12 protein-coding genes are annotated in these 13,906 nt (G+C 60.1%); 7 read left to right on the forward strand and 5 right to left on the reverse strand.

What is annotated here, in order from left to right; all coding sequences use genetic code 11:
- Positions 1–17 precede the first annotated feature (17 nt).
- Positions 18–890: a LysR family transcriptional regulator gene (locus ACEN9A_RS13490; RefSeq protein ID WP_019649620.1), complete on the reverse strand. Its 873-nt coding sequence runs from the start codon at positions 888–890 to the stop codon at positions 18–20.
- A 78-nt stretch (positions 891–968) separates the two neighbouring features.
- On the opposite strand from ACEN9A_RS13490, the gene ACEN9A_RS13495 reads away from it, so the two are divergent.
- Together ACEN9A_RS13495 and hppD are read left to right on the forward strand one after the other, a co-directional pair.
- Positions 969–1,916 (forward strand): DMT family transporter, encoded by a 948-nt coding sequence (locus ACEN9A_RS13495; protein ID WP_258673979.1) that lies wholly within the window; start codon positions 969–971, stop codon positions 1,914–1,916.
- A 246-nt stretch (positions 1,917–2,162) separates the two neighbouring features.
- Positions 2,163–3,239, forward strand: a complete 1,077-nt coding sequence (hppD, locus tag ACEN9A_RS13500; protein ID WP_007935668.1) for a 4-hydroxyphenylpyruvate dioxygenase — start codon at positions 2,163–2,165, stop codon at positions 3,237–3,239.
- 155 nt (positions 3,240–3,394) lie between these two features.
- Here the strand turns inward: hppD and rarD are convergent, their stop codons facing one another.
- From rarD to ACEN9A_RS13515, 3 genes are all read right to left on the reverse strand, one after another.
- On the reverse strand, positions 3,395–4,276 hold the full coding sequence (rarD, locus tag ACEN9A_RS13505; RefSeq protein WP_026345864.1) for an EamA family transporter RarD: 882 nt from the start codon (positions 4,274–4,276) through the stop codon (positions 3,395–3,397).
- Positions 4,277–4,497: 221 nt separating this feature from the next.
- A complete protein-coding gene (locus ACEN9A_RS13510) occupies positions 4,498–5,511 on the reverse strand; it encodes an aldo/keto reductase (RefSeq protein WP_258673980.1) in 1,014 nt (337 codons plus the stop codon).
- A gap of 69 nt (positions 5,512–5,580) precedes the next feature.
- Positions 5,581–6,480 carry a LysR family transcriptional regulator gene (locus tag ACEN9A_RS13515; RefSeq protein ID WP_258673981.1) on the reverse strand — a complete coding sequence of 300 codons (900 nt, stop codon included), beginning with the start codon at positions 6,478–6,480 and terminating at the stop codon, positions 5,581–5,583.
- 113 nt (positions 6,481–6,593) lie between these two features.
- On the opposite strand from ACEN9A_RS13515, the gene ACEN9A_RS13520 reads away from it, so the two are divergent.
- Both ACEN9A_RS13520 and ACEN9A_RS13525 read left to right on the forward strand, forming a co-directional pair.
- Entirely contained in the window at positions 6,594–6,968 is a 375-nt protein-coding gene (locus ACEN9A_RS13520; RefSeq protein WP_413386252.1) for a VOC family protein, read from the forward strand.
- 343 nt (positions 6,969–7,311) lie between these two features.
- Positions 7,312–7,671 carry a DUF6124 family protein gene (locus tag ACEN9A_RS13525; protein WP_258673983.1) on the forward strand — a complete coding sequence of 120 codons (360 nt, stop codon included), beginning with the start codon at positions 7,312–7,314 and terminating at the stop codon, positions 7,669–7,671.
- Between the two features lie 225 nt (positions 7,672–7,896).
- On the opposite strand, the gene ACEN9A_RS13530 is transcribed toward ACEN9A_RS13525, so the two are convergent.
- Positions 7,897–9,207, reverse strand: a complete 1,311-nt coding sequence (locus tag ACEN9A_RS13530) for an MFS transporter (RefSeq protein WP_258673984.1) — start codon at positions 9,205–9,207, stop codon at positions 7,897–7,899.
- Positions 9,208–9,376: 169 nt separating this feature from the next.
- Between ACEN9A_RS13530 and ACEN9A_RS13535 the strand changes: the two genes are divergently transcribed.
- The 3 genes from ACEN9A_RS13535 to ACEN9A_RS13545 all read left to right on the forward strand — a co-directional run bounded on the left by ACEN9A_RS13535 (position 9,377) and on the right by ACEN9A_RS13545 (position 13,881).
- Positions 9,377–10,507: a sugar diacid recognition domain-containing protein gene (locus ACEN9A_RS13535; RefSeq protein WP_258673988.1), complete on the forward strand. Its 1,131-nt coding sequence runs from the start codon at positions 9,377–9,379 to the stop codon at positions 10,505–10,507.
- Positions 10,508–10,773: 266 nt separating this feature from the next.
- Positions 10,774–11,922, forward strand: coding sequence for a glycerate kinase (locus ACEN9A_RS13540; protein ID WP_258673989.1), 1,149 nt, complete (start codon positions 10,774–10,776; stop codon positions 11,920–11,922).
- Between the two features lie 333 nt (positions 11,923–12,255).
- Complete coding sequence (locus tag ACEN9A_RS13545; protein ID WP_258673990.1) at positions 12,256–13,881, forward strand: methyl-accepting chemotaxis protein; 1,626 nt, start codon at positions 12,256–12,258, stop codon at positions 13,879–13,881.
- Positions 13,882–13,906: the final 25 nt, after the last annotated feature.

Here is a 13,906-nt window from a genome sequence, read left to right on the forward strand (position 1 = left end):
ATCGGCCCTTATGCCGCTCAACCTTTAATCAATCTTGAGGCCAGTTTAATAAAGGCCAGCGTCGCGGGGGATGACTGACGCTGATCGAGCACCGCCAGACCAACCTGGCGGCTGATGGGGGGTGACAGTGGCTTTTTCACGTAGCGGCTGTGGTCGCCATCGGGCAGTGAGCCTTCGGCGACCACGGTCAGGGCGTCGCCACGAGCTACCGTGTCCAGCGTGCTGAGCAACTGCGAGCAGCGATACCGAATGTTCGGCGTCAATCGCGCCGCATTGAACAGGCGCGACACCAGCTCCGAAGACCCGGCCTCGGTCAGCACAAAAGGGTCGTGGCACAAGTCGATCAAACTCACGCTGTCGCGACCGGCCAGTGCATGATCGGCAGGCAGCAGCGCGACCATCTGATCTTCGATCAGTGCAATCGTGTCAAAACGTTCCTGGGGTAACACCACGAAACCAATATCGATACGCCGCTCTTCCAGCCATTGGAGCACCTGGCGGTCCGGGCCTTCGTCGATGTGAACCTCGATGCCCGGGTGTGCAGCGCGGTAGTGCTGCAAGATCCTCGGCAGCAGCTTGATCGATGAGGTCGGGCCGAACGAGCCTATACGCAGAGTGCCGGTTTTCATCCCGCGTGAATCGGCCGCCTCCTGACGCAAAGTGTTGGCCAACCCGAGCATCGCCCGAGCGCGCAGTAATAGCTGCTGGCCGATATCACTGAGCTCGACCTGGGACTGATGCCGACGCAGCAGTTCGACGCCCAATTCCTGTTCCAGCGACTTGAGTGCGTGGGAGACCGCAGACTGGGAAATCTCCAAACGATGGGCGGCCGCCGTGAAGCCGCGCAGTTCGGCCACCAGCGAGAAAATCTCGAGTTGAGTGAGGGTCATGAGTTTTTACTCATTTTACGATGATCGATCATTAGTCGAATGATACGCCACATGCCCGATTTCTGGCGGTGGAGACTTATGACTGCGTGTGAACAGACCCTTGTGAACTCTTCGGATGTGCCGGTTTATCTGAAACTGGCGGCGGTCACCATGATCTGGGGCGGGACGTTCGTCGCCGGGCGGTTTCTGGCCGACAGCCTCAGTCCGTTATTCGCTGCGAGTCTGCGGTTCCTGCTGGCGAGCGTGGCGTTGCTGTTGTTCCTGCTGCTGGCGCGGGTGCCCTTGATGCGGCCCAGCCCCAGGCAATGGTTGCAATTGGCGCTGTTGGGATTCTTCGGGATTTTCTTCTACAACCTGTGCTTCTTTTACGGGTTGCATTACATCAACGCGTCTCGGGCATCATTGATCGTAGCGTTGAATCCAGCGGTGATCGGCCTGGCGTCGTGGCTGCTGTTCAAGGAGCGGCTGAGTCGGGCGAAAGTGGTCGGTATTGCGATCTGCATTGCTGGCGCCAGCCTGGTGATCGTCAGCCGCAATCCGCAGTTACTGGCCGGCGATGCCGATGCCTGGATTGGCGACTTGTTGATCTTCGGCTGCGTGCTCGGCTGGGGCATCTATTCGCTGTTCTCAAAAGGCCTGAATCAAACACTGGGGCCGGTGCAGACGGTGACGTACTCGATTTTGCTCGGCACGCTGATGCTCTGGGTGACCAGCGCCGTGCGGGGCGAGTTGAGTGTCGCGGCGCTCACCGGGCTCGGCGCGCAACAATGGTTGAGCCTGATGTACCTGGGCGTGCTGGGTTCGGCGTTGGCCTACATTGGTTATTACGACGGCATCCGCAAAATCGGCGCGACACGCTCGGGCGTGTTCATCGCCTTGAACCCTTTGACTGCTGTTCTTCTCGGCGCGTTGTTGTTGGGCGAACAGCTGACACTGGCGATGTGCCTGGGCGGCGGGCTGATCCTGGCGGGGATTTTCCTGTGCAACAAACCGCTTGCGCAGGCCGCGAAAAAGGGGATTGTATAAGAAGGCGGACAAACTGATTTACGCTGTGTAGAATCCGGTTACGCATATAAGAATAATCGTCTTCTGGCAGCAGAAGCCTCGCCCGCAAGAGCCTTGGGTCGACAATGAAGATATTTGGGTTCCAATTGATCTACGGTGACTTCCTCGCCCGCAGCGTGAGGGGCATCTCCTGCGCGCCACCCGCCGGTCTCAGCATTGCTAGCAACTAACGATCCGTTAATTCTAAAAGCATGATGAGGCGCCAAAATGGCAGATTTATACGAAAACCCAATGGGCCTGATGGGCTTTGAGTTCATCGAATTCGCATCGCCGACCCCGAACACCCTGGAGCCGATCTTCGAGATCATGGGCTTCACCAAGGTCGCGACCCACCGTTCCAAAGACGTGCACCTGTATCGCCAGGGCTCGATCAACCTGATCCTCAACAACGAACCCCACAGCGTGGCCTCGTACTTCGCGGCCGAGCACGGCCCGTCGGTGTGCGGCATGGCGTTCCGGGTCAAGGATTCGCAAAAGGCCTACAAGCGTGCCCTGGAACTCGGCGCCCAGCCGATCCACATCGAAACCGGTCCGATGGAATTGCACCTGCCGGCGATCAAAGGCATCGGCGGCGCGCCGCTGTACCTGATCGACCGTTTCGGTGAAGGCAGCTCGATCTACGACATCGACTTCGTGTTCATCGAAGGTGTGGACCGCAACCCGGTCGGCGCCGGTCTGAAGATCATCGACCACCTGACCCACAACGTGTATCGCGGTCGCATGGCCTACTGGGCCAACTTCTACGAGAAGCTGTTCAACTTCCGCGAAATCCGTTACTTCGACATCAAAGGCGAATACACCGGCCTGACATCCAAAGCGATGACCGCGCCGGACGGCATGATCCGCATCCCGCTGAACGAAGAGTCGTCCAAGGGCGCCGGGCAGATCGAAGAGTTCCTGATGCAGTTCAACGGCGAGGGCATCCAGCACGTGGCGTTCCTCACCGATAACCTGATCGATACCTGGGACCGCCTGAAGAAAATCGGCATGCGCTTCATGACGCCGCCGCCGGACACCTACTATGAAATGCTCGAAGGCCGTTTGCCGAACCACGGCGAGCCGGTTGATCAACTGCAAGCACGGGGCATCTTGCTGGACGGTTCGTCCGAGCCGGGCGACAAGCGTCTGCTGCTGCAGATTTTCTCGGAAACCCTGATGGGGCCGGTGTTCTTCGAGTTCATCCAGCGTAAAGGCGACGATGGTTTCGGCGAAGGCAACTTCAAGGCTCTGTTCGAATCCATCGAGCGCGACCAGGTTCGTCGCGGTGTGCTCTCCACCGATTAAGCCGTTCCAGTTGTAGAAAAGCCCGGTCGTTTGACCGGGCTTTTTTAGATCAAAAGATCGCAGCCTTCGGCAGCTCCTACATTGACTGTGTTCGCCGCGATATTTGTGGATGAACACTCACCTGTAGGAGCTGCCGCAGGCTGCGATCTTTTGCGTCATGAACGTCGATGACGCATCAAATGCTTGAATCCCTCAAACACCAACACCACCACCGCCAGCCAGATCGGAATGTAGGTCAGCCATTCGCCGGCCTTGATGCTTTCCCCCAACAGCAACGCAACGCCCAGCAACAGCACGGGCTCGACGTAACTCAACAACCCGAACAGGCTGAACGGCAGCAGCCGGCTGGCAATGATGTAGACCACCAGCGCCGAAGCGCTGATCACCCCGAGCAGGGGAATCAACAGCGACAGCCACGGATGTTGATCGAACACGCCAAAACCTTGTTCACCTCCCTGCACGAACCAGAACGCCACCGGCAGCATCAACGCCATGTCCAGCCAGAGCCCGCCAAGGTTGTCCGTGGCCAGGCGTTTGCGCAGGATGAAATAGATCGGATAGCCGATCACCACCAGCAGGGTCGCCCAGGAAAAACCGCCGACCTGATACAACTCGTTGAGCACGCCGAGGCTGGCGAAGAACACGGCTATTTTCTGCAGGTAGGAAAGGCGCTCGCCATAGACGATTCGCCCGGTGAGGACCATGGACAGCGGCAACAGGAAATACCCCAGCGACACGTCAAGGCTATAGCCGTTGAGTGGCGCCCACATGAACAACCAGAGTTGCAGGCCCAGCAGCACTGCCGAGCCGATCAGGGCGATGAGCAACTTCGGTTTGGCGGCCAGCCGCCGAAGAATCTCGACCACGCGTTTCCATTCGCCGGACACCACCATGAACACGGTCATGCAGGGCGCGGTCAGCAACATCCGCCAACCGAAAATCTCCACGCCACTCAAGGGGGAGAGCAGTGAGGTGTAGTAATACATGACGGCAAACAGCATCGAGGCTGTGACCGATAGAGCGATACCTTTAGACAAACTGTCCTCGCGGGTTGAAGGTCAAACGGGGCGCGCAGGATACGTGGTTTTTGTGCTGAATATTGGCCAAGTGATCGATATTTTCAACATCGCTGACCCCTGTAGGAGCTGCCGCAGGCTGCGATTTTTTGATCTTGCCCTTCAAAAATCAAAAGATCGCAGCCTGCGGCAGCTCCTACACGACCGGAATGGACACAAATCGAGCCTGGTCGCGATAAATCTCAAGCCGTACGCGGTTTGCGTCCCGGCATAAAATGGCTCACATCATTGAACCCCGGTGTCGACGCATGCCCCGGTGTCACCAGCGAATCGATAAAGGCTTCATCTTCCGCCGTGATTTTCACCGCCAGCGCCTTGGTGTATCCGTCCCATTGTTCTTCGGTGCGCGGACCGACGATGGCCGAGGTGACGGCGCTGTTGTTCAACACCCAGGCGATGGCGAACTCGACGATGCCCACGCCACGGTCCCGGGTGTATTGCTGGATCTGCTGGGCAATGCGCAAAGACTCGACCCGCCATTCGGTTTCCAGGATGCGTTTGTCCTGGCGACCGGCGCGGCTGTTGGCGTCCGGTGTCACATCCGGCGCGTACTTGCCGCTGAGCACACCGCGCGCCAGCGGACTGTAAGGCACCACGCCGAGGCCATAGTTTTGCGCGGCGGTGATCTGCTCGGTTTCCGCCTGGCGGTTGACGATGTTGTACAGCGGCTGGCTGATCACCGGCCTGTCGACGCCGAGTTTGTCGGCCAAACGAATCACTTCGGCGATACGCCAACCACGGTAGTTCGACAGGCCCCAGTAGCGGATCTTGCCCTGACGAATCAGATCGCCGATGGCCGACACCGTAACTTCCAGCGGCGTATTGTGGTCTTCGCGGTGCAGGTAATAGATGTCCAGATAATCGGTGCCCAACCGCGTCAGGCTGGCGTCGATGCCATTGAACAAGTGCTTGCGGCTCAAACCGCTGCGGTTCGGCACACCGTCCACTGGACCGAAGCCGACCTTGGTGGCGAGCACCCATTCGTGGCGGTGGCTGGCGATCGCTTCGCCGACGATCTCTTCGGAACGTCCATTGGTGTACACGTCCGCGGTGTCGATGAAGTTGATGCCCTGGTCCCAGGCCTTGCCGATGATCCGCAGGGAATCTTCGGTGCTGGTCTGTTCGCCGAACATCATGGTGCCCAATGTGAGGGTCGACACCTGTAAACCCGAATGACCCAGCGTGCGATAGCTCATGACGAAATCCTTTTACCGGTGAGAAAGCTTCAATCAAATACCAAGAACCGCAGCGCGGAGCAATCTGAATTATCGGCGCAATGCCTCACAACGCTCCTGCAAAAACGCTTGCAGCACTTTTACCCGTTCCGACACCTGCACCCGATGCGGGCACAGCAAATTGAACGGCACGCTTTCGCCTTGCCAGCCATCGAACAGCGTTACCAGGCGCCCGGCCAGCACATCGGCGGCGACGTCGAGCCAAGCCTTATAGGCGATGCCATGCCCGGCCAGGGCCCAGCGGCGGGCAACTTCGCCGTCGTCGCTGAGGTAGTCGCCGTGCACCTGAACCTCCATCACTTCATCGCCACGGCTGAAACGCCATTGGTTGTAGGGCCGGCCATCGCGTAGGTAGAGCAGGGCGCTGTGTTCGCTCAGTTCCGCCGGGGTTAACGGCACGCCGCACCGGGCCAGATATTCGGGGCTGGCGCAGGCCACGCGGCGATGCCGTGGCAGAATCGGCAGCGCCACCAACGTCGAGTCACTCGGCACACCGAAGCGCAGAGCCACATCGACCGTCTCGCGGAACAGGTCGGCATGGCGATCGTTGAGCAGTAGCTGAAATTGAATGTGCGGATGCTCGCGTTTGAAGTCGTCGAGCCACGGCAACAGCACGTTGCGCCCGAAGTCCGATGGCGCGGCCAGTTGCAGCACGCCGCTCAAGCCTTGGGTTTGTTGCTTGAGCGCCTGCTCACCTTCGGCCAGCGCGGCAAGCGCCAGTCGCACGCTTTCCAAATAACGCCGGCCTTCTTCGGTCAGGCGCATGCTTCGCGTGGAACGGGCCAGCAAGCGGATGCCGAGGCGGGTTTCCAGGCGTTTGAGGGCGATGCTGGCCGCCGCCGGGGTCAGCTCCAGGGCGCGGGCAGCGGCGGAAATGCTGCCGGAGTCGGCGGTGCGAACGAAGATCTCCAGGTCGAGAATCGAGCTCATTGGTAAAAATCCTTTAAAGATCCTTCTTTAATACCGGGATTTTTTCGTGATTGGCAAGCGTGGATACTCTAATCAATGAACTTCTAATCAATGAACAGCCGCAGGAGACGACCATGACGTGGACCTTCGATCATCTGGCATTCAACACCGCCGACGGCCAGACGCTGCAAGACACCTTCCTAGCCGTGCTGGGATTGGCGCCAGGACGCCGCCCACCATTCCCGTTCCCCGGACGCTGGTTGTATCAGGATGCGCAGGCGCTGGTGCATGTGATTGAGCAGCCGACGTTCGATGAGCTGGCGTTGAGCCACATTGCCTTTCGCACCGATGAGGACGCTGCCACGGTGTTGCGACGGGTGCAGGCCAGCGGTTTGCCGTATCAGGTGGCGCAGGTGCCGGAAGACGGGATCTGGCAGGTTTTCGTGCAGATGCCGGGTGGGTTGGTGATTGAACTGGATGCCAAGGCAGGAAATCTGGCGAGCGTTTAACGGCGATGTTTAAAAGACATTTCCAGATACTCACTCAGGCTACATATTCTTGCGCCGCTGCCTACGACTGCGCCAGAATCCGCCGGCTAGTGCATCTTTGGCCTGGGCTATATCGTTTCTCTGTCGCTGAAAAACAGCGATCGGGTTTGGTAGCCCGGGTCTCTATTTGCACAGCACTACCTTTTGCTGAGATTTTTCGTCTCGTCTTTATGGTGGTCATGCGCAGGGCGCCTTCGGGCGCGCCGTTTTCCTAGAGCCCGGTCTACCAACCTGCGTCTGGCCACCACCCCTCGTTTGGTAGCGAGAGTGATGGCTCCTTTTAAGTGCTTTAGGAGTTTCATCTATGTTCAAACCAACGCCGAATCCACCAGAAGCGGACGACGTTTCCCCCTACGAAACCCCCGATTCCAAAAAACTCAACGAAGCCGCCGAGCGCGCCCTCGATCATTACCTCAAACCGCCCACCCCCAAAGCCACCAAGCGCAAACCCAGCACCATTTACCATGTCGGTGAGAAGGTCGATAACGAAACCCTGCTGGTCAACGCCTGCGAATCCCTGGCATCGGCGAGCATGATGCTCAGCGAGTTCGCCGGGCTGATGGACATGCCACATCGCAACATAATGCTGGGGATTCAATCGGTGGTCATGCTTGGCGAATTGGCCGTCAACCGAGTGCTGGATAACCTCGATCCACAAGGCTAACGAAAGTCTGTGGTGAGAGCACTTATTGTGGCGAGGGAGCTTGCTCCCGCTCGGCTGCGCAGCAGTCGTAATACCAGCGAATGCGGTTTATCTGATGTAACCGGGATGAATGGTTTTGGGGTCGCTACGCAACCCAGCGGGAGCAAGCTCCCTCGCCACAAAAGCAATTGCGAATGCATGGAATGAGAAACGGCCCGAGAGGGCCGTTTTTGTTTTCACTGCACCTTAAACCCGCAACGTCCGGGTCATGCGCAACGCCAGCAAACTGCCGCACACAATCACGCCCGCCAGCAGGTATAACGCCGCATCGGTGGACCCGGTGCTGTCCTTGACCCAACCCACCAGATACGGGCTGAGGAAACCCGCCATCTGCCCCATCGAGTTGATCAACGCCAAACCACCGGCAGCCGCACCGGCGCTGAGCATCGCCGTTGGCACCGGCCAGAACATCGGCAAACCGGTGAGGGCGCCCATGGTGGCGAGGGTCAGGCCGAGGATTGCAATGGCTGGGGTGGTCGCGAAGTTCACGGCGATCAACAGGCCGACTGCACCCATCAGCATCGGCACCACCAGGTGCCAGCGGCGTTCTTTGCGCAGGTCGGCCGAGCGACCGACCATCAACATGAACACCGCCGCCAGCAAGTACGGAATCGCGCTGAGCCAGCCGATCACCAGGTTATCGCTGAAACCCAGGTTCTTGATGATCGACGGCAGCCAGAAGTTAATCGCGTAAACACCGCTCTGGATGCAGAAGTAGATCAATCCAAAGGCCCAGATCGCCGGGTTCTTGAACACTGCCCGCAAGGAGTCGGTGGTGGTTTTCGGCTTGCTGGCCAGGTCTTCTGCGTGGTCGGCCTCAAGCACCGAACGTTCGTACGGGGTCAGCCACTTGGCGTTGGCGTAACTGTCGCTGAGCAGGAAATAGGCGAGGGCACCGAGAATCACGGTCGGGATGCCTTGCAGCAGGAACATCCACTGCCAGCCGGCCAAACCGGCCTGGGCTGCGCCGAAGTGGTTGAGGATCCAGCCGGAAAACGGGCTGCCCAGCAGGCCCGATACCGGGATTGCCGACATGAACAGCGCCATGATGCGGCCACGGCGGAACGTCGGGAACCACTGCGAGAGGTAAAGCACCACGCCCGGGAAGAACCCGGCTTCGGCGGCGCCGGTGAACAGGCGCAGGGTGTAGAACTCGGTCGGGGTGGAGACGAACAGCAGGCACGTCGAGAGCGTGCCCCAAGTCATCATCATCAACGCGATCCAGCGTCGTGGGCCGAACTTGGTCAGGGCCAGGTTGCTCGGTACGCCGCACAGGACGTAGCCGATGAAGAAAATCCCGGCACCGAGGCCGTACACGGTTTCGCTGAATTTCAGCGCGTCGAGCATCTGCAGTTTGGCAAACCCGACGTTCACCCGGTCGAGGTAGTTGAACAGGTAGCAGATGAAGATGAAGGGGATCAAACGCAGGGTAATGCGTTTGTAGACGGCGTTCTTGTCGTCAGCGTTGGCCAGGGTAGCTGTGGCGCTCTGTGACATGGCGGGCTCTCTCTTTATTATGATTTTTTGCGACGCAAGGGTAACGTTGATCGCCCGGTGAGTCTCGGCCACCCCTTGGGTGGTTGTCTTTGTGCCTGAGCACAGGGTTTGCGACCAACGCCTGTGCGGCTGAACAACCCGTTCCATCACGTTTTCAAGGATCCCCGCTATGTTCGAACTCGATCACGACCTGGCCCAGGACATCGTCGACCGGGCGATGGCCATCCTGCCCTACAACGTCAATGTCATGGACAGTCAGGGGCTGATTCTCGGCAGCGGTGAGCCGGAGCGCATCAACACCCGTCACGAAGGCGCGCAACTGGTGCTGGCCAACGGGCGCGTGGTGGAGATCGACGCGCAAACGGCGATCCATCTCAAGGGCGTGCAACCGGGCATTAACCTGCCGCTGTTGCTCGATCAGCGTTTGATTGGTGTGCTGGGCATCACCGGCGAGCCGGAGCAATTGCGCACTTACGCCGAACTGGTCCGCATGACCGCCGAGATGCTGGTGGGCCAGCGCAATCAGCAGGCCGAGCAGCAATGGCGGCGCCAGCGGTGCGACGATCTACTGGCGTTGCTGCTGAGCGAAGCGGGGGATTCGCCGCGGTTGCTGGACGAAGCGCAGCAACTGGGGCTCAAGCCGCAGCTGACGCGGGTGCCGTATCTGTTCGAGTTGGGCATCGAACACGGCCCGAGCCAGACCGTCGAAGCGCTCAGCGCCTGGTTGATGTCGCGCTATCCGGACAGTTGGTGCGTGAGTTCGGCCAAATCTTCATTGCTCTGGTGCCGCCCGGCGACGCCTGCGGTCGAGAACGAACGATTGCTGGAAAAGCTCGATGGCCTGGGCTGGAACATTTTGCGCATCGCCGTGGGCGGGCAGGCCGATGGCTTGTCGGGGTTGCGTCGCTGCTATCGACGGGTCGGCGATTTGCTGGCCTACGGGCGCGATGTGTTGCCGCATTCGCGCTTGTTGATCCTGAACCGTTATCGGCTGCCGGTGATGCTCTGGCGGCACCGCGACGACGATGCGCTGGATGAACTGCTGCGGCCATTGCACAAAGTCATCGCCAAGGATGGCAACGGCCAACTGCTGGCGACCCTGCGCAGTTGGTGCGAACACGACGGCCAGAGCCAGGCTTGCGCCGATGCCCTGGGCATCCACCGCAACAGTTTGCGTTATCGCATGGAGCGGATCGCCGAACTCAGCGGCGTCGACCCGCTGAAACTGGACGGAATGCTCGCGCTGTACCTTGGTGTCCAGCTCCTGCCCCAAACCGAACTGCCGACCACCGTCCCGTAGCAGCTGCCGAGCTAGCGAGGCTGCGTTCGGCGGCGAAGCCGTCGTAAATTCTATCAATACGGTTTACCTGACACACCGCGCCGCATGATTTCACGACGGCTGCGCCGCCGAACGCAGCCTCGCAGGCTCGGCAGCTGCTACGACGAACACTGCGGGCAAGGATTTTGTGAAATTGAACAATAATCCTCACGACCGCTTGTGCAGCGGACCGGCGTTATTGTTCAGGCCTGCTGGCAGCATGGACGCATTGGAACTGGAGAATTCGCATGAAAATCGTCATTGCCCCCGATTCGTTCAAGGACAGCCTGAGTGCCCAGGGTGTGGCCGACGCCATCGCGCTGGGGTTGGCGCAGGTCTGGCCAGACGCACAATTGCTCAAGTGCCCGATGGCTGATGGTGGCGAAGGCACGGTCGAGTCGATTCTGGCCGCGTGCGCCGGAGAACTGCGCCGCACCCCTGTTCGCGGGCCGTTGGGCGCCACGGTCGATGCTGCTTGGGGCTGGTTGCCGCAGAGTCATACCGCGATCATCGAAATGGCCGAGGCCAGTGGCCTGCAACTGGTCCCGCCGAACCTGCGCGATGCCTGCACCAGCAGCACTTTCGGCACCGGCGAATTGATCCGCGCTGCGTTGGATGCCGGGGCGCAACGGGTGATTCTGGCGATTGGCGGCAGCGCCACCAACGACGGCGGTGCCGGGGCGATGCAGGCCTTGGGCGTGAAGCTGCTGGATGCTCAGGGCCAAACCGTGGCGCCGGGTGGTCTGGCGCTGGCGCAACTGGCCCGTCTCGATCTGAGCGACATTGACCCGCGTCTGGCCGCAGTGCGCTTCGACATCGCCGCCGACGTCAATAATCCGTTGTGCGGCCCGCAGGGTGCGTCAGCGATTTTCGGCCCGCAGAAAGGCGCGTCGCCCGAGCAAGTCCAGCAACTGGACCTCGCTCTCGGGCACTTTGCCGAGCTCTGCGCGCAAGCTCTGGACAAAGATGTGCGCGATGAACCGGGCAGCGGCGCGGCGGGTGGTCTGGGGTTTGCCGCGAAGGCGTTTCTCGGCGCGCAATTCCAGGCCGGTGTGGAAGTGGTCGCCGAACTGGTGGGGCTGGCCGAGGCGGTTAAAGGTGCCGACCTGGTAATCACCGGCGAAGGTCGTTTCGATGCGCAGACATTGCGCGGCAAAACCCCGTTTGGCGTGGCGCGCATTGCACGGCAGCAGGGCGTGCCGGTCATCGTCATCGCCGGCACCTTGGGCGAGGGGTATCAGGCTCTGTACGAGCATGGCATCGATGCGGCGTTTGCATTGGCGAGCGGGCCAATGACCCTGGAACAGGCCTGCGCCGAGGCGCCGCGATTGTTGCGTGAGCGCGCCAGTGATATCGCGCGGGTTTGGCGGGTGGCCGCCCGCAAAATCCAGAACTGACACCATTCCCAGTAGCAGCTGCCGAGCCTGCGAGGCTGCGTTCGGCGGTGAAACCGTCGTGAAATCATGCGACGCGGTGTTTCAGGGAAACCTTGCTTGCAGGATCTACGACGGCTTCGCCGCCGAACGCAGCCTCGCAGGCTCGGCAGCTGCTACACGTTTGAAAAATATTTCTCCAGCCCCCTGCAAAAATCCTAAACCCCGGCCGATACAGCCAATAGGCGTACACAAACCTATTACAACAGTGGCGCCAAACTGAAAGGTGCGCGCCATCGCCCGCCCGCCAGTGATTACGGCAAGGATGCTCGCCGCCTCAATTACCGAGATCATCCTATGTCCCTGCGTAATCTGAAAATCGCGCCTCGAGCTTTCCTCGGTTTCGCCTTCATTGCCCTGCTGGTCATTGTGTTGGGTGTGTTTGCGGCGAATCGCATGTCGATCATCCGACAGGCCTCTGTGGATATGGAAAGCAATCAGCTTCCCAGCGTCGGCTTCTTGGGTGTCATGACCGAAAACGTGCTGCGTCTGCGGATTCTCTCGTTCCGGGTTCTGGTGAACCGTGAGCCCGCGAGCCTGCAAGAAGCAGAAACCCGGATCGGGGTACTGGTGGACAAGGTCAAGCAGGCACAGGCTGGTTATGCGGCATTGCCGGCCGGCGATGAGGAAGCGGCGTTATTCAAGACATTCTCGGCCACGCTGGACAAATACCTGCAAGCGGTGCGCGAGATGATGGAGCTTTCGCGGCAGAACAAACTGGATGAAATGCTCAACCTGATCAACACCCGGATCAAGGACGGTACCGATCAGATGGGCGAGCAGTTGAACAAGTTGATTGCCATCAACAAGGCTGGCGCGACTGCGGCCGATGCCGAGGCCAAAGAGCAGTTTGCCTTTGCCACCAATGGCATCATCGTGGTCTCGGCGGTCGCTGCCCTGATGACCGTGCTGCTGGCCTGGCTGTTGACCCGCAGTATCATCACGCCGCTGAACCGTGCGGTGCTTGCGGCCGAAACCATTGCCAGCGGCAACCTGAGCAAGGTCATCGAAGTCGACGGCAACGACGAACCGGCGCGTTTACTCGGCGCCTTGGCCACCATGCAGACGAACCTGCGCAAGACCATCGAACAGATCGCCGGCTCCGCGACGCAACTGGGCGCAGCCGCCGAAGAGCTCAGCACCGTGACCCAGGAAGCGTCCCGTGGCCTGCAACAACAAAACAACGAGATCGAACAAGCCGCCACCGCCGTCAACGAAATGACCGCCGCCGTGGAAGAAGTGGCGCGCAACGCAGTGTCGACGTCCGAAGCCTCGAACCAGTCGACCCAGGCCGCCCGTGAAGGTCGTGACCGAGTGGTGGAAACCGTCGACGCGATCCAGACCATGACCCATGACGTGCAAAACACTGCACTGATGATCGAAGGGCTGGCCACTCAGGGCCGCGACATCGGCAAAGTGCTGGACGTGATCCGCGCCATTGCCGAGCAGACCAATCTGCTGGCCCTCAACGCCGCCATCGAAGCCGCCCGTGCCGGGGAGGCCGGACGTGGCTTTGCGGTGGTGGCGGACGAGGTCCGGGCGTTGGCCCATCGCACCGCGCAATCGACCCAGGAAATCGAGAAAATGGTCGCCGGCATTCAGAACGGCACCGGTGAAGCGGTCTCCTCGATGCAGCAAAGCAATCAGCGCACCCAAAGCACCCTGGAAATGGCCCGTGCGGCGGGTGTCGCCCTGGAACAGATCACTTCATCGATTCAGCTGATCAATGAACGCAACCTGGTGATCGCCAGCGCCTCGGAAGAACAGGCCCAGGTGTCCCGTGAAGTCGACCGCAACCTGGTGAACATCCGCGACCTGGCCACCCAGTCGGCGGCCGGTGCCAACCAGACCAGCGCCGCCACCCATGAACTGTCACGACTGGCGGTAGATTTGAACGCAATGGTGGCGCGTTTCGTGATTTGAGATAGGGTTGAAACTGGAACTCGCG

Source organism: Pseudomonas sp. Pseusp18, assembly GCF_059506005.1.